Source organism: Haloglomus salinum (assembly GCF_024298825.1).
In the GTDB taxonomy this organism is placed as follows: Archaea; Halobacteriota; Halobacteria; order Halobacteriales; family Haloarculaceae; genus Haloglomus; species Haloglomus salinum.
This window is the reverse complement of record NZ_CP101153.1, coordinates 1,118,787-1,138,061: the sequence shown is the minus strand read 5'-3', so window position 1 is coordinate 1,138,061 and position 19,275 is coordinate 1,118,787. Positions and strand designations below refer to the sequence as shown.

Here is a 19,275-nt window from a genome sequence, read left to right as displayed (position 1 = left end):
GATGCGGTCAGTTCCCGGCTCGTGGGGACGGTGGGGTGGCACCGTGGGGTGGAGTAGCACCGGCTTGACGGCGGGACGGCCTCCCGCCGCGAGCGCGGTCGTGCGGAAACCGCGCCACGGCGCCGGTTACACCGACGTAACGGCAACCCCTATGCCGCCGGACCGACTACCGGGCGGGTATGACCAAACGTCACGTCCGCCTGCCGGTCGAGGCCGAGGAGGGCCTTCAGGCGTTCCTGGAGGACGTGGACCGGCGGCTCGGCGACCCCGAGGAGGACACCTGCGCGGTCGTCACGGAGACGCTCGTCGACCTGTTCGGCGACCGCGACGCCTACGACCGCTGGCAGGCCGGCGAGGAGGTCTCGCCCGCCGAACGCGTCCGGTTGCAGGGCTACGACCCCTGTAACGCCACGCTCGAGTCGGAGTACTACGCCGAGAAGGACGAGGACCGGTTCCAGGCGTCGAAGTACCTGCAGTGGCTCTGGAGACAGTTCGACGCCACGCCGATGGCCGACAACGTGGAGTTCGCGCTCCGCTTCCGTCGGATGCTCGCGAATCACCTCTTCGAGGACTGCGGGGAGAACTGCCGCTTCTTCAAGGGCATCTCGATGACCTACGGCCACAACATCGAGGTCGGCGACAACGTCGTCATCCACGACGACGTCCACCTCGACGACCGCGGGCAGCTCACCATCGGCGACCGCGTCTCCATCAGCGACGGCGTCCACGTCTACAGCCACGACCACGACATCGTCGACCAGACCCACGTGGACAACTACCACACCATCGTCGAGGACGACGTCCGCCTCACCTACGACGCCGTCGTCCAGGCCGGCTGCAGGGTCGGCGAGAACGCCGTCGTCGGCTCGCGCGCGGTCGTGCAGGACGATATCCCGGCCCACCACATCGCCGTCGGGACGCCCGCCAAGAGCGTGAAGGTGAAACCCGGCTGGGAGTCCGTCGCCGAACCGGTCGATGCGGACCACGAGCGCGGGAAGGAGGGCCGCTGCATCGACTACGACCTGCCCGACGACCTGGAGCAGTTCGACGAGTTCCAGCGGGACCTGCAGCCGCCGGACCGCCCCGACGCGACCGCCGACGCGGACGACGACTGACGCCCGCCACTGCGACCTGTCGGCCGTCCATCGTCTATCGGCCGTCCGTCACTCGAAGAGGTCGTACAGCCGTACGTCGCCGTTGCCCGACTCGCAGGTCAGTTCGTGCCCGCCCCCGGCGAGTTGGCCAGTGACGCGGTTCCCGCTCCCCGAGCGGTTCTGCAGGTCGACCCCCTCGACGATGATGTCGCCGTTCCCGACCGAGAGCTCCACATCGGCCGGGAGGTAGCCCGGGACGCCGATATCGACGTCGCCGTTGCCCGAGGAACAGGTCAGCGCCTCGAAGAGGGTGAACAGCTCGACCGCCACGTCACCGTTGGCGCTCCGCGCGCCCGCCAGGCCGGTCGTCCCGGTCGCCTCGACATCGCCGTTAGCCGTCTCCAGTTCCGGGGCGCCGTCGATGTCATCGGCGGTGACATCACCGTTGGCCGACCGGAGCGTCGCGTCGCCCGCCACGCCCGAGACGGTCACGTCGCCGTTGCCGGTACTGGCCGCGACGAGCGGGTACCCGTCGGGCACCCGGACGGTCAGGTCCACCGAGACGCGCCCTGGGGCCAGGGCATCCTCGTAGTCCGTCTCGAGTTCGAGCGTGCCGTCCTCGACCCCCGAGACGACCGAGACGCGGTCGAAACGGTCGCGGTTCCCCCGGGTGCGCTTCACGATGGCGACCTCCACGTCGTCGCCCTCCGGCATCTGCTCGACGACGATGTCACCGTTCGCGTTCGAGACGTCGATGGCGGTGTCGGCCGGGATGCTGTAGACGTTCGTCGAGCGCTCGATCTCCAGCACCCCGGTGCCGAAGGCACAGCCAGCGAGTGCCGCCGTCGTGGCGACTGCCCCGGTGGCGAGGAACGCTCGACGGGTCGGCGAGTGGGTCGTGGCGGTGTCGTGGCTGTGACCGGTGTCGTGGCTGCGGTCGTCGGAGGGCATCTTCGAGTACCCCGGCACGCCCCGGCGGAAAACGGTTTTCGGTGGCTCTCAGGCGATGTCCGCGAACCAGCCGTCGCGGTACCCCTCCCAGACGAGCGCCACACCGGCGACGAGGCCGACGAGCCCCGTCAGGACCTCCATGATGCCGACCCAGGGCGGGAAGACGAAGCCCAGCCAGGACTCGACGGTGGCGATGGTGTCCCCGACGCCACCCGTGGAGCGGCTCTGCAGCTTGCCGCCCGCCGGTACGTCGTCGGGCTCCTCGGCCAGCGGCTCGTCGCCGGTCCCGAGGCGGTCGGCCTCGTAGACGATGCCCTTGCGGTCGGCCAGCGAGTGCGACCAGACGACGCTCCCGTTGGGACCGACCTCCAGCACCCGGAAGTTCCGTGAGTCGGTGACGAGGGTGTTCCCGTTGGGGAGGCGGTCGGCGTCCCGCGGCCAGGCCAGCTTCTCACCCGACCCCGTCCCGTCGTACTCCCAGACGACGGAGCCGTTCGAGGCGTGGACCTCGACGATGCGGTCGTTCTCCGAATCCGCGACGAGCAGGGTATCGTGGCGCTCCAGCCGGTTGGGGTTGTGCTGCTCGTTCATCACCTCGTGGCGCGTGGGCGCCCCCACGACGCCGACGATGTCTCCGGAGGGACGCTCGACCTCGATGGTGGTGTCGAAGTTCCGGATGGACATCTGGAAGTTGCCGTTCTCCAGCAGGTCCACGTCGTTCATGTGGGTCCAGTCGCTCTCGGGGCCCTTCCGCCGGAACTCCTCCTGTTCCTCCTCGGGCAGCGGGGCGACGTACTCGTTCCAGAACTCGGTGCCCTCGGTGAGGTGGTTCTCGGCGTACCACTCCCACGTTATCTTGCCGGACTGGTCGACGGTGAACGTCCGGTCGTTGCCCATGTCGATGATGACGGTCTCCCCGCTCGGGAGCCGGTCGGCGTCGTGAACCTCGTGGTGGGTCGGGAAGGCGTCGTACCAGGAGTGCTCCCAGACGACCTCGTTCGTCTCGGGGTTCACCTCGACGACACGGTTGTAGATGCAGCCGTTCTTGCCGGCCGGGCGCTCGCCGTTGTAGTACTCGTCCGGGCAGCGGACGTTCTCGGCGAGCGGGTTCTGCCCGAACGCGACCTGTACGTTCCCGTTGTCGAGCGCCTCGGCGTCGAACACGTAGGCGTGGGGCGGGTCGTAGGTCCAGGTTCGCGTGCCGTTCCGGTCGACGATTATCGCCTGTCCGTTGTCCTCGGTGAACCAGCCGTACACCTGCACCGAGATGAGCGTCTTGCCGGGGTAGGCGCCCTCGCCGCCCTCGGGGGTGTCGGGCGTTGCTGGCTGTGCGCCGGGCGCGGGGGCTGTGGCGGCCTGCCCGACGAGCAGGACCACCGAGAGGAGGAGAACGACCGCGGGGACCAACAGGCGGCGGTTCATACACGCCGACTACGCGTCACCGCGCATAGGCGTGACGGTCACGGGTAGGACACGGTCCCGCCCGGTCGGGACCGGCCCGCAGCTACTCCATCGCGACGTAGGTCTGTGTGTCCTCGACGCCGTCGATGTTCTGGATGGAGTCGGCGGCGACGGTCTTGACCTCCGCCGGCGAGGGGACATCCAGTGTCGCGATGAGGTCGACATCGCCCGCGACGACGGCCGCGTCGACGACCCCCTCGATGGACTCGACCTCCCGGAGCAGTCGGTCGGCCTCCCCGGTGTGGGCCTTCACCATCACGTAGGCGCGCACCATCCTCACTCACCTCCGGCGGCCGCGGCGGCCACCTGCTGTGCGTCGCTCCCCCCGACGATGAGGTGCCGGACGTCACCCAGCACGTCGAACCCGGCGATGACGACGAGCCGGTCGCCCTCCTCCAGGGACTGGTCGGGCTCGGGGATCTCGACCGGGCTGCCGGCCTTGCCGAACGCGAGCAGCCGGGAGTTGGCGGGCATCTCCAGCTCCGAGAGCGTGTAGCCCCGCATCGGCGACTCCTCGGTCACCGTCAGCTCCACGAGCTGGACCTCCTGGGCGATGTCCGCGATGGCGTGGATGTTCCCGCCGAGCAGCGCGTTCTTCGCCAGCACGGCGCCCAGCCGCTCCGGATAGACGACCTCGTCCACGTCGCTAGCGTACTTCCGGATGACGTACTCGCGGTAGTCGTCGTCGGCCCGCAGAACCGTCCGGCAGCCGTGGTCCTTCGCGATCATGCAGGCGGTGAAGTTGACGACGAGGTCCGGCGTCAGTGCCGCGAGCCCGTCGATCTCCTCGAGATCGAGATCGAGCAGCAGTTCCTCCTGTGAGCCGTCCCCCTCGACGACGGCGAACCCCTCCTCGCGGAGGCGCTCGACCTTCGTCCGGTCCGGCTCGACGATGACCACATCGTGGCCCTCCTCGCGGAGCACGCGCGCCGTCCGCATCCCGACGCGCCCAGCACCGACGATAACGAATCGCATACGGACCCGTTCACCGGCCGCCGGCAAGTAGCTTTCTCCGGGCGGGGAGTCGCGTCCAGGGGTGAGTGGGTCACGGCAGGGGCGCTACTCCCGGAGCCGGTGGGATGGTCGAGGCGGCCGATATCGCAGCGAAGTTGGCGCACCGGAACCGGACCGAGAGCGTCACCGGGGCCCTCCGGACGTCCCTCGACGATTCCGTTTCGTTCCAGCCGGCGGGGACTTTCCGTGGGGTCGGCCTGTGAACCTCACAACGACAGGAATCCGGAGTTGGTACAGGTGTGTTCACGTAACACGCTGCCAGGACGGATTCGCTTCGAGTTCTCGAATAGCGGTTCGGAGCTCCGATTGGATCGCCCCATAAAACCGTTCTCGGCCGACAGGAGTCCGGAGACAGATGATGGCGGTTTCACTCGTAACCTCGAACATCGACAGCCGCCACTGTCCATCCTGATGTGTCCATTCGCTGAGAATCGCCGCTTGCTCATCCTGAACGGCGAGTTTGCCTAATTCCCAGCTCTGTCGGGTTCGATGGGACAGACCGAATGGCACCACATCTGGAAGCGTGGCAGGCCCCTCGTCACCAACACGTTCGTTATGAACTCCCATAACACGACATCTCGAATTGTTCATATAAAATGTATCTATCCCGGTAACTGGAACGTGGTCGCAGCTCCGGCCGTGCTGAATCCGGCGGGCGCAGTCAGCAGCGGGCATCAATCCGAGTCGGTTTGCCAACTGATGAACTTCTCGAAGCCGTATGTGAATCCGAGGAAGATGACGGCGAACACGGACCACCGAAATACGTCGAACGTACCCGTGAAGGCGAGGACGTTGAAAATGTACGACAGTGACGCCCCGATAAACGCGGCCACGTAGAGATTGCGCCGGAGGTCCATGGAGAATACTCGGCCGAATCCGGCTTCACTCTACTCGTGTATCGGCGCGGATGCTCCACCAGGCGTATAAATACTGGATTCAGATGAGGCTCGGTCGGATATCGACTTACGTCATATCGGCAACCACCCAGCGAGCGACACCGGCACGGCGGGGATGCTCGGGTCGAGCGCCCCGCTCTGTATCATCGAGTAGATCGGGAAGCCGTAGGCCAGCGCGACCAGCAGCAGCGCGAAGACGGCCCACAGGCGCAGGTTGTCGAGCACCTTCGGGGCATCGTCGGCGCCCGAGAGCGGTTCGGGGAACTCGCTGTTGACCCGGAGGTTGCCGCCCTTCCCCGCGAGGATGGTCGCGAACATCACGGCGAGGAACATCACCAGGGCGACGAACAGCAGGGTGCCGCCGAGCGCGATCTGGATGCGCATCTCGCCGTATCCGCCGACCGTCTGGGCGTAGTTGAACGCCTCGTACTGGGGTTCGGCGGTGCGTCGCGGGACGCCGATGAGCCCCGCGCGGTGCATCGCGTTCGACATCAGCGTCATGCCGAGGAACCACATGTACGGCTGGATGGCCGCGACGCCACGGAGCTGGAGCCGCTTGCCGGTTATCTGCGGGACGAGCCAGTAGCTCGCAGCCATCGCCGTCAGCGCGAACGCGGTGCCGACGGTGAGGTGGAAGTGGCCGGGCACCCAGAGCGTGTTGTGGACGAGGTAGTTGATGTTCATCCCGGCGTTGATCATGCCCGAGAAGCCGCCGGCGGCGAACATCAGGCCCGCCAGCGCCATCCCGGAGAACGCGGGCTTGCCCCAGGGAAGCGTCTTCAGCCAGCCCAGCCGTCCCGAACCACCCTGCTGGCGGCCGGCGTGTTCGAGGCTGGCGACGACGGTGAACGCCGTCAGCAGCGACGGCAACAGGAGGAACATCGTGTTCGTCATGGCGACGAACTTGAAGCCCTCGGGGATGCCGGGGTCGACGTACTGGTGGTGGAAGCCGACCGGCGTCGACAGCAGGACGAACAGCACGAAGACGATGCGCGCGAGCGGGTCGCTGAACAGCCGCCCGCCCGCGAGTTTCGGCATGATGGTGTACCACGCCAGGTAGGCCGGGAGGAGCCAGAAGTAGACGACCGGGTGGCCGAAGAACCAGAACAGCGTCCGGGCCAGGATGGGGTCGACCGTCTGGATGAGCCCCAGCGACCACGGGATGAGGAAGACGACCACCTCGATGGCGACGCCGATGGTGGCGACGTACCACATCACCATCGTCGTCAGGACCATGAACGCCTGGAGCGGGATGCGCTCGTCGGCGTTGTTCTTGCGCCACGCCCAGAACCGGCGGAACCAGCCCAGGCCGACGACCCAGGAGCCGACGACGATGAGCGCCGCGCCGATGTAGAAGGCGGGGTGGGCCTGCAGCGGCGGGTAGAACGTGAACAGCACGTCCGCCGACAGCGGCACGCTGTCGAACAGGCCGCCGAGGATGGCCACCGCCGCCAGGACTGTCCCGACGAGGAGCATGGCGAAGCCGCCGTACTCGACGCGCGGGTCGACGCTTCCCCGGTCGAGCGAGCGGGTGATGGCCCAGTTGAAGAAGCCGCTGATGAAGAACGTCGTGAACACCAGCACCAGCAGGACACCGTGGCCGGTGAGGATGGTGTAGTAGTCGGCCGAGGAGACGAACCCGCGGAAGGCGCCGGTCCGGTGGAGCGCCTGGATGAGGCCGAACAGGCCTCCGATGCCGAGCGCGACGAACGCCACGAGGAACGTCCAGCGGGTCAGACGGGCCTCGGTGGGGAACTTGTCGACGAATGCGTCACGCTCCTCGTCGAGGACCTGTTCGTCCGTCTCGGCCGCGGTGTCGGTCTCGTCGGGAGTGATGGTCGCCATTATCGGTCACCTCCCTGCAGGGTCCGCAGTTGCTCGCGCTGCTCGCTGTTGGCCGCCTCGTAATCGTACTCCGACTGCGGGACGACCTCGAGCGTGCCGGCCATGTCGTGGTGGCCGGCGCCGCAGTACTCGTGACAGACGATGCCGTAGGTCCCGGCCTCGTCGAACCGGGCGGTCATCTCCGAAACCTGTCCGGGGGCGACCATGACGTTCACGTTCGTCCCGGCGATGTTGAACCCGTGCATGACGTCGGCGGAGGCGACGTAGAACGTCACCTCGCTCCCCGTCGGTAGTCGAACCGGTTCACCCGTCCCCGGGTTGAACGCGAACCGCTGGGCGACGATGTAGACGTCGAAGCTGTTCTCGCCGGTCCGGTAGACGCCGGGTTCGCGGAACGCGTCAGTCGAGTTCCAGTTCCCGTTCGCGATGGGGTCGGCACCGACGGTGCCACCCGAGTCGTCCACCATCGCGATACCCGGGCCGACCGCCCCGTACGCGATGGTGGCGATGAATCCAACGATGAGCACCATCCCCGCCACGAACCACGCCTTCTCGTATCTGTGTATCTCCATAGCTGAATCACCCGATAATGGTCGGTCCGCCGCCGAGGAACTCGACGAAGTACATCAGTATCCACAGCACGACCAGGATGATGAAGTACCCGATGAGCAGGGCCGCGGTCCCGGTCGGGTCGAACGCGTCGTGGCCGATGGTCCGCTCGGCGCTGTCCTCCGCGGGTGCGGACTCCACGGCCGGCCCCTCGACGTCGGTCACCTTCTCCTTCCAGGCGCCGTACGAGCGGTAGCCGTCGGCGCCGAGGATGGCCGCCCCGGCGAGGCCGCTCAGGCCGAGGAGGACGCCCATGAAGGTCAGGCCGAAGGCGCCGCCCGGGGGCTCGAACGGCTGGCCGCCCCCGCCCAGCTCGACATCGCCGGTCACGACGACGCCCTTCATCCCGAGCGCACGGTGGGGCTGGCAGTAGTACTTCGTCACCCCTTCGTCCTCGAACGTCTGCTCGAAGGTGAACCCCGCCTCGGCCGCGAGTTCGGACTCGAACGCACCGTCGAGGTCGACGACGTTGTGCTGGTTCCCACGCCCGGTCCACTCCCAGACGACGGTCGTCCCGGGGTCTATCTGGATCGCCGCGGGCCCGAACCCGTACGGCTGCCCGCCGTTGTCGACACCGACCCGGACGGTCACCTCGTCGCGGCCGGTCCGGTCGATGACGCCGTTGTAGTTCTGGACGTCGGAGAGCCAGCCACCGAACGAGGGCTGGGACTGGGCCGCGGCCGGGCCCGCGAGCGCCGACGCGCCCGTGGCCGTGGCTGTAGCGCCGACAGCGCCCCGAAGAACCGCCCGCCGACTGATGCTCCGCCGTCCGGAGGTTCCGTTCGACATTTCGGGTGTGCGCTGGGACCGCCCTGAACAAAAAGGTATACTACCTTCCGGACGCCCGGGAACCGTCCCCGCCGTTTATGTGCTGGCGACCGAACGCACGTGTAGCAATGCTGGACTCCCTTCCCGACTCGCTTGCCCCGCTGGTAGGGCTGCTCGCACTCCCGTCGGTCGCGGTGTTCTTCCTGAGCCGCGGCGAGCCGTTCATCGCGGTTGCTGCGGTGAACACCCTGCTCATCGCCGGGAGTCTGCTGTACGTCGTCACCCGCGAGGGCAGTGGCGGGCACGGTGCCCACCACGCCTGACGGTGGCGCCAGCGCCCACTCGGAACGGACCTGACGACCGAGCACCGACTGCGGTCCAACACCCATGACAGCCAGTCCTTTCGCCGGATTCGTCCCGGACGCCGGAGCCGGTGGTCTCGAGGTCGCCGCCTTCTTGCTGCTCGGCGCGCTCGGCAGCGTCCACTGCCTGGGGATGTGTGGACCGCTCGTCTCGACGTACGCCGAGGGCATCCAGTCGCGCGGGCACGACGCCACCGAGTGGCCCGCCATCCGCCAGCACCTGCTGTTCAACGCCGGCCGGACCGTCTCGTACGCCGCCCTCGGCGTCCTGTTCGGTGCCCTCGGTTCCGTCCTCGTCGACGCGGGCGGCCTGCTCTCGGCCGCGCGGCTCGTCCGTGGCGTCGTCGGCATCGCCGTCGGGCTGCTCGTCCTCGCGCTCGGGGTCGGCTACCTCGCCGCCGACAGCGGCGGTGGCCGCCTCGTGGGTGCGCTCGGCCGACCGTTCCGTGTCGGCGGAGCGGCTCTCTCTGGCGTTGTGACGTGGCTCCAGGCCCGCGCGGAGCGGTGGACCCGCGGCCCCCGCATCGTCGGTCTCGGTGCCGCGCACGGCCTGCTGCCGTGTCCGCTGCTCTACCCGGCGTTCCTCTACGCGCTGGCGACGGCCTCGCCCGTCCGCGGCGGCGTCGCGCTCGCGGCGCTCGGGGCCGGCACCGTCCCGACGCTGTTCGCGACGGGACTCGCGGTCGGGTCGCTCGGGCCGGAGACGAAGCGGCGGCTCCACCGCGTCCTCGGCGCGGCGTTCGTCCTGCTCGCGGTCCTCCCACTCCGGATGGGGCTGCGGAGTCTCGGTGTCCGACCGCTCGCGCTGCTGGGGGTCGCGTAGATGAGCGACCCGCCGACCCCGCCGGGCGATGTCGATGGCACCGATGGCTGTGACCTCTGTGACCTGCCGACACCGGACCCGTCCGTGACGGACGACGACGTTCCCGGAGCGTACTGCTGTCAGGGGTGTCTCGCCGTCGCGCGGACGCTCGACGACCCGGTCGCGACGGACGCGGACGCTGCTCGCGAGGCCGTCCGGGGCTCCGATGACCGCCCCGTCCCGGACGACGCCGAGACGGCGTTCGTCCGGGTGGACGGGATGCACTGCACCAGTTGCGAGGCGTTCCTCGAGTCACGCGCCGAGTCCACGCCCGGCGTCCACCGTGCCGAGGCCAGCTACGCCTCGGAACTCGTCCGGGTCGCGTACGCCCCCGACGAACTCGGCGGGGAGGGTGATGGCGCCGGAACCGGTGCCGACGAACGGGCGGCTGCGCTGCTCGACGCGCCGGGCTACCGGGCCCGGCCCGCCGACCAGGGCCCGGCCGATGACCACGAGTCGCTGGGGCGACTCCTCGTCGGTGGCTTCCTCGGCATGATGGTGATGGCCTGGTACGTCCTGTTCCTCTACCCGACCTATCTGGGGCTCCCCTCCGAATCGCTGCTGCTGGACGTCAACGGTGGGGCGGGCGGGTACCTGCTGTGGAACGTCTGGGCGTTCGCGACCATCGTGCTGGGGTACACCGGCGCGCCGATTCTCCGCGGTGCGCTCGTGAGTCTGCGTGCGGCCCGGCCGAACATGGACCTGCTCGTCGCGACGGCGGCCGTCACCGCCTATCTGTACAGTACAGCCGTCCTCCTGACCGGCGGCGTCGACGTCTACTTCGACGTGAGCGTGGTCGTGCTGGTCGCGGTGACCATCGGCGGCTACTACGAGCGGCGCATCCGCCGGCGCGCAGCCGACCGCCTCACCGACCTGACGACCGAGCGCGTCGAGACCGCGCGGCGGGTGGTGGGTGACGGGGCGGCTGGCTCTGACGCAGCAACCGAGACGGTTCCGGTCGACGAGGTGTCGGCGGGTGACCGCCTCGTCGTGGAGCCGGGCGAGCGCCTGCCGACGGACGGGACGGTCGTGCGCGGTCGTGCGGGCGTGGACGAGTCGCTCGTGACCGGCGAGGCGGCGCCCCGTCGGGTCGAACCGGGTGCCGAGGTGCTGGGCGGCGCGCTCGTCACGGACGGCACCCTGCGCGTCGAGAGCGACGGGACCAGCACGGTCGACCGCCTGGCCCACCACCTCTGGGACGTGCAGGCCGCCACGCCGGGCGCCCAGCGAGTCGCCGACAGAGTGGCGGCCGTGTTCGTCCCGCTGGTCGTCGTGGTGGCGGTGCTGGCGTTCGCCGCGACGCTCCTGACTGGCGGCACGCCGACGGGGGCGCTGCTGACGGGCCTGGCCGTGCTGGTCGTCTCCTGCCCGTGTGCGATGGGGCTGGCGACCCCGCTCGCCGTCGCGGCCGGCGTCCGGGACGCGCTCGAACGCGGCGTCGTGGTGACGGACCCGTCCGTGTTCGAGACGGCCGTCGCCGCCGACACCGTGGTGCTGGACAAGACGGGGACGCTCACCGAGGCCGACCCCTCGCTGGTCGACCACGCCGGCGACCGCGAGGCGCTGGCGCGGGCGGCCGCGGTCGAGACGCGGGCCGACCACCCCATCGCGGGCGCCGTGGTCGAGGCGGCCGACGCACCCCACGAAGCCAGCGACTTCCGCACGCACCCCGGCCACGGCGTCAGCGCGGTCGTCGAGGGCGAGCGGGTCTACGTCGGCGATGCCGGCCTGTTCGACGGCCTCGACGGCCAGTGGGCGATACCCGAGGACTGTCGGGAGTGCTACGCGTCGGGCGACGAGCGCGGTATCCCGGCGTACGTCGGCTGGGACGGCGCGGTCCGGGGGGCACTCGTCGCCGCGGAGCGCCCGCGCGACGGATGGCGGGAGGCGGTCGCGACCCTCGGTGACGGCCGGCGGCTCGTCGTTCTCACGGGCGACGACCGCGCTGCCGCCGAGCCGTTCGCCTCGCACCCGGCCGTCGACGAGGTGTTCGCGGGCGTCCCGCCGGAGGGGAAGGCCGAGACGGTCGAGCGCCTCCGGGGGGAGGGGACGGTCGTGATGGTTGGCGACGGGAGCAACGACGCGCCCGCACTGGCGGCGGCGGACCTCGGGGTCGCGCTCCGCTCCGGGACGGCGCTCGCGGCCGACGCCGCCGACGCCGTCGTCACGGATGGCGGCCTCGACCGGGTGGCGACGGTGTTCGACCTGACGGCGGGGACCCGGCGCCGGGTCCGCGAGAACCTGGGCTGGGCACTGTGCTACAACGCCGTCGCGGTGCCGGCGGCAGCGCTGGGGCTGCTGTCGCCGCTGCTGGCGGCCGTCGCGATGGCGACCAGCAGCCTCCTCGTGGTGGTCAACTCGACGCGGTCGGTTCTCGGCGACGGGGAGAGCGGCGAGGCGGGCCGGCACGGTGGCGACCACGTCAGCGACCCGGACTCCGAGGAACCGTCGACCCCTACGCGAACGCCGGCGGGTGGCGACTGAATCCGTTCCCAGAATCTGGGAGCGGAGCGGGCGTTGATGCCTGGAGATGACCTCCTCTCCGATGATGACCGCAACCGACACCACGGAGGGCACCGACGAGCAACCTATGGGTGACTCCACCGAGGACGACGACGGACTCCCGTTCGGCGTGAAGGTGATGATGCTCCTCATCCTGCTCGCCATCCTCGGGGTCGTCCTCGTCGACCTACTCCACTTCCTCGGCGCGTTCTGAATCGTTCCGAGACCATCCTGACCGGGCCGGCCCGTTCGTGACTGCTCCCACGGGGCGACCGGCAGGCTGCCGGAACGTTTAGTGTCCTCTCACCACTCGGCAGTGGTAGCTCCCGCCTCGTCCCGGCGCTCCGCCGGCAGTCGCGCCTCGTTCCAATAGATGTCCTCGGATGGTACGAGATGGCTAGAGATGGTTTCCAATCGGTACCCTTTTGCTCCGGGAGCCACTAGCAAGGGGTAATGATCGAGCGACTCACGGACCAGGTCTCGAAGGAGGCTCGCGACCTGCAGATTCTGCAGGCCGTCATCGACCATCATCCTATCGGCATCGTGCGCATCTCCAAGGAGACCGGTATCCCGGAACACAAGGTTCGCTACTCGCTGCGGATGCTGGAGAACGACGGGCTCATCGATCCGACACAGCAGGGTGCCGTCCCCGCCGACGATATCGAGGGGCGCGTCGCCGAGATCAACGCCGGGCTGGACGAGCTGGCCGACCGCGTCCGTGCGCTCGCCAGCGAGGCCGACGAGGTCGAGGCGACCGCCGAACACGAGGCCTGAGCGGTCCACTGTTTCCTGCGTTCCCCATCCGTCGACCGTCAGGTTCAGGCGACTCCATCCCCTAGTCGGTGCCATGCCCCTTCCGTCGGGTGCCGACTACGATATCGACCTTCCCGGGTGGGCCCGGCTCCTGGCCGTCCTCGCGGTCGGGGTCGCCGTCTCCGGGCTGGCGGACTTCGCGCTGACACAGGCCGGCTACCCGAACCTCGCCACGTTCGTGTGGGCCAGCGGCTACGCCGGGACCATCATCGTCGTCTGGGTGGTCTGGGGCCAGCACCTCGACCTCGTGGGCGACACGGGCGTCGGCCACGAGGCCGACACCGAGGAGAACCCACACACCGACGACGGCGACCGGTCGGACCCGTACTGAGCCGCGGTCCTGCGGAGAACCCCCGCAGGGGGCCTCCGCCGGCGACGAACGGAATTGTTATGTGCGCGTCGTCGTGACTTCGGAGCAAGAATGTTCCCTGTCGCACCGTTGCAGCTCGTCGACAGTTTCCTGCTCCAGTACAACGTGGGGCAGGCCATCCTCGCGCTCTTCATCCTCACCACGCTCGGGGCACTCCCGCTCAAGTCCCGGAAGATAATCGGCCTCAACACGGTCGTTTTCGGGGTGCTGTTCCTGCTGACCCCGACCCCGTCGATGCAACCGGTTCACTTCCAGTTCCTCGGCATCGCACTCATCTTCGTCGGTCCGTTCCTCGTCATCACTGGCCGGCAGTAATATATCGGTTCTTTTCGGTGCGAAATCGCGCCTTTTTTCGACAGCTCTCTCGATAACTGGGTAACTCTCCCGGACGCTTGCGCCCTCGTGGCTACTCGTCGCCCTGCACCTTCGTCTGTCCCACGTGGCTGTTCCACTCCGTGAGCCCCTCGGCGAGCGCGTACTCGATGGCGTCCCGGACCGGGAGGATGCCGCGCTCGTCCGGCTCGACGCCCTCGTAGACCCCGCGCAGGAGTTCGTAGTCGTCCGGCTCGTCCAGCGCCAGTCGCACGTCGCGGCGGTCACAGGGAAGCGGCCGGTCGTACACCTCCTCCCACGCGACGTTCTCGCGGTCGAACCGGCCGGGGTGTTCCAGGTAGTACTGTGTGACGTGCTCGCGCTGGTGGGGGTCGTCGGAAGCCGCCTCGACACGGTCGAACGAGTCCATCGAGAACGCCTCCACCACCAGTCCCTGCGGGAACGTCCGGTCGATGGTGTTGGCGGCGTAGTCGGCGCCCGCGTGGACCCGTTCGACACAGGCGTCGACGACGGACGGCGCCACGAGGGGGTCGTCGCCCGTCGCCCGGACCACCACGTCGGCGTCGGCCTCGCGGGCGGCAGCGTGCAGCCGCCCGAGCACGTCGTCCTCGGGGCCGCGGTGGACCGCCGCCCCTGCGCGCTCGGCGTAGCGCGCGACGATGTCGTCCCGGCCCGCAGTGGAGGTCGCGACGACCACCGTCTCGACCGTCTCCGTCGCCTGCAGCCGCCGTACGTCGTGGGTCAGGACGTGCTCGCCCGCGAGCGGGAGCAGCACCTTCCCCGGCAGTCGGGTCGACCCCATCCGGGCCTGCACGACGGCGACGACGCGTTCGCTCATGATCGGGTCTCTGTGCGAACGGTGGAAAGTGAGTCGGTCCGGAGCGGTCGGCTCGTGGCGGTCACTCAGGCGGTTTCGGGCTCCTCGTCCTCGTCCTCGCGGTCGTCGCCGGCCTCGGCTGCCCGTCGTGCCCGCTCGCGCGCCAGTTCGCGGTCGATGGGGTCCTCGCCACCGAGCCCGGAGACGGACTCGACGGTGAGGACGTTCCCGCCGCCGGGGTCGACGACGAGTACCTCTTCGCCCTCCTCGATGGCGCCGTCGACCGAGCGGGCCTGGAAGTACGGGTTGAAGCCGCCGCCCTCGGAGAGCTTCACCTCGCCGCCGTCGCGGGTGACCCGCTCGGTGACGCGGGCGGTCTTGCCACGGAGCGACCCCGAATCCGAGGTGCGCCCCCCGTCGGCCTCCCCGTAGATGCCGAGGTTGCGATAGGCGTACAGCGCGCCGGCGCCGGAGACGAGGACGACCGCCGCGAGCAGGAGCGGGGTGAGCGGGCCGAGCGCGCTGCCCAGCAGCGTCCCGACAAGCCCGGCTGCCAGCAGTGCCACGCCGATGACGATGAAGTTCGCCCCGGGAGCCAGTGCCTCCAGCACGACGAGTCCGGCACCCGCCAGTAGCAGTATCAGCGAGAGAGGCAGGCCGAAGAGTTCGAGCCCTGCCTGGAGGGGGACGACCGCGAGGGCGTCGAGCATACTCCCGGCTACGGCGCGCGCCGGAATAACGGTTGGCCCCCGAGTCCGCCCGTCGGCGCGGTCGCGAGGGCGGGCCCGCCCTCAGAAGCCGACCAGTTGTGCGAGCACGACGAGCGTGAGGGCGGCGCCCAGCAGCACGAACAGCGCGCCCTCCAGCGTCGGTGCCTCCGGCTCCACCGGCCCGAGGTCCGCGCCCGGCGACGCGCCGGCCACGTTCCCGCCCTCCTCGTACTCGATGCCCTCGACATCACGCACGGTCGACGCCACCGTCTCGTCGTCGTAGCGGGGGTCCTCCTCCGGCTCGCGAGGCTCGGCGGCGTACTCCCTGTGTCCGGACTCGTCGGTGGGTCCGTCGCGCGAATCGTCCGTCTCGTCCATACCAGCACGAGGGGCTGGACGCTCAAAGGGCTACCGTCGATACCGAACGCCGTGTCCGCCCGCTGTCACACCCGTCGGCTCACGGCGGCTCGGGCGCCGGGGGCATCCGGCGCTTGTGCTCGCTGCCAGCCACCAGCTCGGTCACGCGGTCGATGGCCGGCTCGGGCACGTCGAGCGTCCGCATCGTCGCGGACTTCGAGAACGGACCGTCGACGTGGAGCGCGAGGATGGCGTCCAGCGTATCGTAGCCCAGGCCCATCTCCTCCTCGTCGGTCTGCCCCTCCCACATCTCGGCGCTGGGGGCCTTCTCGACGAACTCGTCGGGGACACCGACGTGGCGCGCCAGCTGGCGGACCTGGCACTTGTAGAGGTTGCCGATGGGGTTGCAGTCGACCGCCTGGTCGCCGTACTTCGTGAAGTAGCCCGTCATCGCCTCCGAGCGGTTGCCCGTCCCGAGGACGATGCGACTCTCGGCGTTGGCGACGAAGTAGTTGAGCACCGCGCGCGTCCGCACCCGGACGTTGCCCAGTGCCATCCGGTCGTCGGCGGCGTGGGCGGGCGCGGCGTCGACGAACGACGCCACGATTGGCTCGATGTCGATGACGTCGTACCCGATGTCGAGCAGTTCGGCGACTCGCTCGGCGTCGCTCATGTTCGCCTCCGTGTTCACGTCGCTCGGTAGCACGAGCCCGTGGAGGCCGTCCTCGCCGAGTGCCTCGACGGCGAGAAAGGCCGTCAGCGTCGAGTCGATACCGCCCGACAGACCGAGTACCGCACCCTCGGCGCCAGCGTCCTCGACGACCCCCTCGATGAACGACGCGATGTGCTCGCGTCGGGTCTCCAGCTCCGCCTCCGAGAGCAGCAGGTCGACGTTCGTCCCCTCCAGAAGCGCCGTAGATTCTGTCATCACCGGAATCGTGGACCGCGACCGACTAATACCTCCTGTCCGGCGAGCGGAACTGGACGGTCGTCCGGTGGTGCAGGGCCCACGGAAGCGCTACGTTGAAGTCGACGACCGAGCAAGCAGTTCACGCGACGGAAGGAAGCGCGCCGTTGGTGAGTAATCCCGAAGGGATTAGGAGCCTCGAGGCGCGAGTGTAACCAGCACGCCGTTGGTGAGCGACCCTGCGGGTTGCGAGCCGCGGAGCGCGACGGAAGGAAGCGCGCCGTTGGTCCAGTGGTAGGACATAGCCTTCCCAAGGCTAGAGCCCGGGTTCAATTCCCGGACGGCGCATTTTCTGCCGAGCAAAGCGAGGCGAAAACCGCTCGCCGGGAATTGAACGTCGTCGTGGAGCGGAGCGGAATGATGGGAGTTCACTATTCCCGGACGGCGCATCTCTCGGACGCCGGCGGGCGAGGTTCCCGACAGTACATCCAGCCGCCGCCCGTTCGGTGTGGGCGTCTGAACCAGTCCCCACATACTTGTTCTCGCCGTCCCATTTACCGACATACATGGATTCGTCGGTGGATGAGCCGCTCCCCGAGGCACTCTCGGAGTTCATCGACGAGGTTCCCGAGACCGATACGTCTCTGGTGGTGCTGAACCGGACCGGACCGGAGCCGCTCGTCTCCCTCCTCCAGGAGGCCTTCGATACGCAGGACGTGACGGTCGCCGAGCGACAGGTCCCCGAGGGCACGACGGACGTGGTGCTGTTGCTCCGGGAGGGCGAGATCGTCGCGACCACGCCGATGGAGCGCCTGCAGAACACGTTCCTGCTCATCAACGCCGACCGGTACCGGACCGGCGCACACGGGCTCGACGACGCCGAGATCCCCGAGGTACTGACCGGGCTCGACGAGGTCGAGTTCGAGGTCCGCGGGTTCCCCGAATCGAACAAGGAGAAGCTCTTGCTGGTGCTCATCTCCCGGTTCATCGAGGGGCGGGCGCTCCAGGCCGGCGAGGGCCGGTTCGACGTCTCCTTCCAGCGGTTCTCCCGACTCGACGACGAGTACGGCACCCGGAAGGTGTACCGCTGGCTCGGCGAGTCGGCCGTCGACGTCCACGTCTACGGTGTCCGGGACCAGCCGGTTCCCGACTCACTCGACGTGACGGTCCACGCGGGGACACACGACGAGTACCGCCACTCCTGGTTCGTGGTATTCCGTCCACCTGACGGCGAGGACGGCCACATCGCCCTCGTCGCGCTGGAGACCGGCGCCAACGTCTGGCGGGCGATGTGGACGTACGACCCCGGCCGCGTGGAGCGGATCGGTCGGTACGTCACGTAGAACTTCTGACCCTCGCCGTTCGGGCCGTTCCCGGCTACAGCTCCGTCACCTCGCGGGTCCGCTCGCTCTCGTGCTCGCCCGTATTCAGCGTCCCCGCCGGCTCGAACAGGAGGACGTGGGCCTCGTCGCCGTCCGGACCGACGCCCGTCTCCCCGGGTACGACCGGCCGGTGCTCGACGCCCGCGGGGACGACGTGCAGTTCGTCGGCGTCCAGATGTACGTCGGGAGCGTCCCGGCGCTCGATGTCTAGCGCGCCCGCCACGACGAGGAACAGTTCGTCGGCGTCGGCGTGGTGGTGCCACTCGAAGGCGCCCCGGAGCTTCGCGAGCTTGACGTGCTGGCCGTTGCACTCGGCGGCGAGCCGCGGCGCCCAGTGGTCGTCGATGCGGTCGAAGGCGTCGGCGAGCGAGACGGTCGTACCATCGCCGGGGTCGGTGTCGGCCATGGATGGGCCTGGAGTCGGGGGAGCAAGGAAGGTTGTGGGCACGCCTGCTAGCGGCCGGGTTACGCCCTGAAACAACGGTCCCACGCCTGCGTGTCGTGGACATCGAGCAGCTCCTCCGTGGCGTCGTGGTCGAAGTGGAGCGGCCGGCGCCACCAGGGGCCCTTCCCCGAGTCCGCGGAGAGTTCCGTGACGAGCCGGTTGGCCTCACTCCCGGCCGTCCGCGCGGAGAGCGGCACCGCCGCGTTGTACAGCTCCGACCCCCACGCGTCGCCCTGCACGAGGACGCGCGCGTCGAACGTCTCGCGCTTGACGTGGGCGTTGTTGGCGAACGCGGCCCTCGTCGGCTCGCCGGCCGCCGCGAACGCCTCGGGCCCCAGTGGGTCCCGTGCCAGCCGGAAGTGCCCGACGAGGAAGGCGCCCCATCTCGGTGGCTGCCAGTCGGGGCGGTCCTCGCTCGGCGTGTCGAGCGTCGCGTAGAAGAAGAGGAAATCGCCCGCCTCGAGTTCGGAGATGGGGCCCGCCTTCGCCCCGTACGGGTCGCCGTAGGTGTACCCCTCGCAGAACGGGTAGTCCCTGAACTCCGGGTCGAGGTGGACCGGCACGTCCGCCACGTCGCTCACGTCGACATCGAAGCCCAGCGTGCCGTCCAGCTCGCCGTACGTCGGAACGTGAACGTCCTCGCGCGTGGGCTCGTCCTCCGGGATGGGTACGAAGTCGAAGTGGCCGTAGGCATCGACCGGGGCCCGGAAGCCCGGCTCGTTCGTGTTCGCGCCGACGTTGATTGCGAGGCCGCGCATTCTGTCCGAGACACTCCGA

Annotated in this window: 23 protein-coding genes and 1 tRNA gene; 10 read left to right on the top strand and 14 right to left on the bottom strand. The window is 69.1% G+C overall.

Going from position 1 to position 19,275, the window contains the following annotated elements; genetic code table 11:
* Positions 1-179: 179 nt before the first annotated feature.
* Positions 180-1,115, top strand: coding sequence for an acyltransferase (locus NL115_RS05565; RefSeq protein ID WP_254832208.1), 936 nt, complete (start codon positions 180-182; stop codon positions 1,113-1,115).
* Between the two features lie 48 nt (positions 1,116-1,163).
* On the opposite strand, the gene NL115_RS05560 is transcribed toward NL115_RS05565, so the two are convergent.
* From NL115_RS05560 to NL115_RS05525, 8 genes are all read right to left on the bottom strand, one after another.
* A complete protein-coding gene (locus NL115_RS05560; RefSeq protein ID WP_254832207.1) occupies positions 1,164-2,045 on the bottom strand; it encodes a DUF4097 family beta strand repeat-containing protein in 882 nt (293 codons plus the stop codon).
* Positions 2,046-2,093: 48 nt separating this feature from the next.
* Positions 2,094-3,467: an aryl-sulfate sulfotransferase gene (locus NL115_RS05555; RefSeq protein WP_254832206.1), complete on the bottom strand. Its 1,374-nt coding sequence runs from the start codon at positions 3,465-3,467 to the stop codon at positions 2,094-2,096.
* An 82-nt stretch (positions 3,468-3,549) separates the two neighbouring features.
* Complete coding sequence (locus tag NL115_RS05550; RefSeq protein ID WP_254832205.1) at positions 3,550-3,780, bottom strand: Lrp/AsnC family transcriptional regulator; 231 nt, start codon at positions 3,778-3,780, stop codon at positions 3,550-3,552.
* Between the two features lie 2 nt (positions 3,781-3,782).
* A complete protein-coding gene (locus tag NL115_RS05545; RefSeq protein ID WP_254832204.1) occupies positions 3,783-4,481 on the bottom strand; it encodes a potassium channel family protein in 699 nt (232 codons plus the stop codon).
* Between the two features lie 713 nt (positions 4,482-5,194).
* The gene (locus NL115_RS05540) at positions 5,195-5,377 is read right to left on the bottom strand and encodes a hypothetical protein (RefSeq protein ID WP_254832203.1); all 183 of its coding nucleotides are present in this window, start codon (positions 5,375-5,377) and stop codon (positions 5,195-5,197) included.
* 111 nt (positions 5,378-5,488) lie between these two features.
* Positions 5,489-7,261, bottom strand: coding sequence for a b(o/a)3-type cytochrome-c oxidase subunit 1 (locus tag NL115_RS05535; protein WP_254832202.1), 1,773 nt, complete (start codon positions 7,259-7,261; stop codon positions 5,489-5,491).
* Positions 7,261-7,833: a cytochrome c oxidase subunit II gene (locus tag NL115_RS05530; protein WP_254832201.1), complete on the bottom strand. Its 573-nt coding sequence runs from the start codon at positions 7,831-7,833 to the stop codon at positions 7,261-7,263. Before NL115_RS05530 ends, NL115_RS05535 begins: the two co-directional genes overlap by 1 nt.
* Positions 7,834-7,840: 7 nt before the next feature.
* Positions 7,841-8,659, bottom strand: coding sequence for a halocyanin domain-containing protein (locus NL115_RS05525; RefSeq protein WP_254832200.1), 819 nt, complete (start codon positions 8,657-8,659; stop codon positions 7,841-7,843).
* A 107-nt stretch (positions 8,660-8,766) separates the two neighbouring features.
* Here NL115_RS05525 and NL115_RS05520 point away from each other — a divergent pair, with 107 nt between their 5' ends.
* From NL115_RS05520 to NL115_RS05490, 7 genes are all read left to right on the top strand, one after another.
* Entirely contained in the window at positions 8,767-8,961 is a 195-nt protein-coding gene (locus NL115_RS05520) for a DUF8131 family protein (RefSeq protein WP_254832199.1), read from the top strand.
* A 64-nt stretch (positions 8,962-9,025) separates the two neighbouring features.
* On the top strand, positions 9,026-9,823 hold the full coding sequence (locus NL115_RS05515) for a sulfite exporter TauE/SafE family protein (protein WP_254832198.1): 798 nt from the start codon (positions 9,026-9,028) through the stop codon (positions 9,821-9,823).
* Positions 9,824-12,346, top strand: a complete 2,523-nt coding sequence (locus NL115_RS05510; protein WP_254832197.1) for a heavy metal translocating P-type ATPase — start codon at positions 9,824-9,826, stop codon at positions 12,344-12,346.
* A gap of 64 nt (positions 12,347-12,410) precedes the next feature.
* Complete coding sequence (locus tag NL115_RS05505) at positions 12,411-12,578, top strand: hypothetical protein (RefSeq protein ID WP_254832196.1); 168 nt, start codon at positions 12,411-12,413, stop codon at positions 12,576-12,578.
* 239 nt (positions 12,579-12,817) lie between these two features.
* Positions 12,818-13,138: a winged helix-turn-helix transcriptional regulator gene (locus NL115_RS05500; protein WP_254823759.1), complete on the top strand. Its 321-nt coding sequence runs from the start codon at positions 12,818-12,820 to the stop codon at positions 13,136-13,138.
* Positions 13,139-13,211: 73 nt separating this feature from the next.
* Entirely contained in the window at positions 13,212-13,508 is a 297-nt protein-coding gene (locus tag NL115_RS05495) for a DUF7996 family protein (RefSeq protein WP_254832195.1), read from the top strand.
* A 90-nt stretch (positions 13,509-13,598) separates the two neighbouring features.
* On the top strand, positions 13,599-13,862 hold the full coding sequence (locus tag NL115_RS05490) for a DUF8006 family protein (RefSeq protein WP_254832194.1): 264 nt from the start codon (positions 13,599-13,601) through the stop codon (positions 13,860-13,862).
* A 91-nt stretch (positions 13,863-13,953) separates the two neighbouring features.
* Here NL115_RS05490 and NL115_RS05485 read toward each other — a convergent pair whose 3' ends face one another.
* From NL115_RS05485 to NL115_RS05470, 4 genes are all read right to left on the bottom strand, one after another.
* A complete protein-coding gene (locus tag NL115_RS05485) occupies positions 13,954-14,718 on the bottom strand; it encodes a cytidylyltransferase domain-containing protein (protein WP_254832193.1) in 765 nt (254 codons plus the stop codon).
* A 65-nt stretch (positions 14,719-14,783) separates the two neighbouring features.
* Positions 14,784-15,407 carry an NfeD family protein gene (locus NL115_RS05480; protein WP_254832192.1) on the bottom strand — a complete coding sequence of 208 codons (624 nt, stop codon included), beginning with the start codon at positions 15,405-15,407 and terminating at the stop codon, positions 14,784-14,786.
* 81 nt (positions 15,408-15,488) lie between these two features.
* Positions 15,489-15,785 (bottom strand): DUF7312 domain-containing protein, encoded by a 297-nt coding sequence (locus NL115_RS05475; RefSeq protein ID WP_254832191.1) that lies wholly within the window; start codon positions 15,783-15,785, stop codon positions 15,489-15,491.
* 79 nt (positions 15,786-15,864) lie between these two features.
* The gene (locus NL115_RS05470; RefSeq protein ID WP_254832190.1) at positions 15,865-16,692 is read right to left on the bottom strand and encodes an NAD+ synthase; all 828 of its coding nucleotides are present in this window, start codon (positions 16,690-16,692) and stop codon (positions 15,865-15,867) included.
* A gap of 256 nt (positions 16,693-16,948) precedes the next feature.
* Between NL115_RS05470 and NL115_RS05465 the strand changes: the two genes are divergently transcribed.
* Positions 16,949-17,019: transfer RNA gene (locus tag NL115_RS05465), tRNA-Gly, on the top strand.
* A 218-nt stretch (positions 17,020-17,237) separates the two neighbouring features.
* A complete protein-coding gene (locus tag NL115_RS05460) occupies positions 17,238-18,014 on the top strand; it encodes a DICT sensory domain-containing protein (RefSeq protein ID WP_254832189.1) in 777 nt (258 codons plus the stop codon).
* Between the two features lie 34 nt (positions 18,015-18,048).
* On the opposite strand, the gene NL115_RS05455 is transcribed toward NL115_RS05460, so the two are convergent.
* Both NL115_RS05455 and NL115_RS05450 read right to left on the bottom strand, forming a co-directional pair.
* Positions 18,049-18,459: a cupin domain-containing protein gene (locus tag NL115_RS05455; RefSeq protein ID WP_254832188.1), complete on the bottom strand. Its 411-nt coding sequence runs from the start codon at positions 18,457-18,459 to the stop codon at positions 18,049-18,051.
* Between the two features lie 59 nt (positions 18,460-18,518).
* Positions 18,519-19,256, bottom strand: coding sequence for an Nmad3 family putative nucleotide modification protein (locus tag NL115_RS05450; protein ID WP_254832187.1), 738 nt, complete (start codon positions 19,254-19,256; stop codon positions 18,519-18,521).
* Positions 19,257-19,275 lie beyond the last annotated feature (19 nt).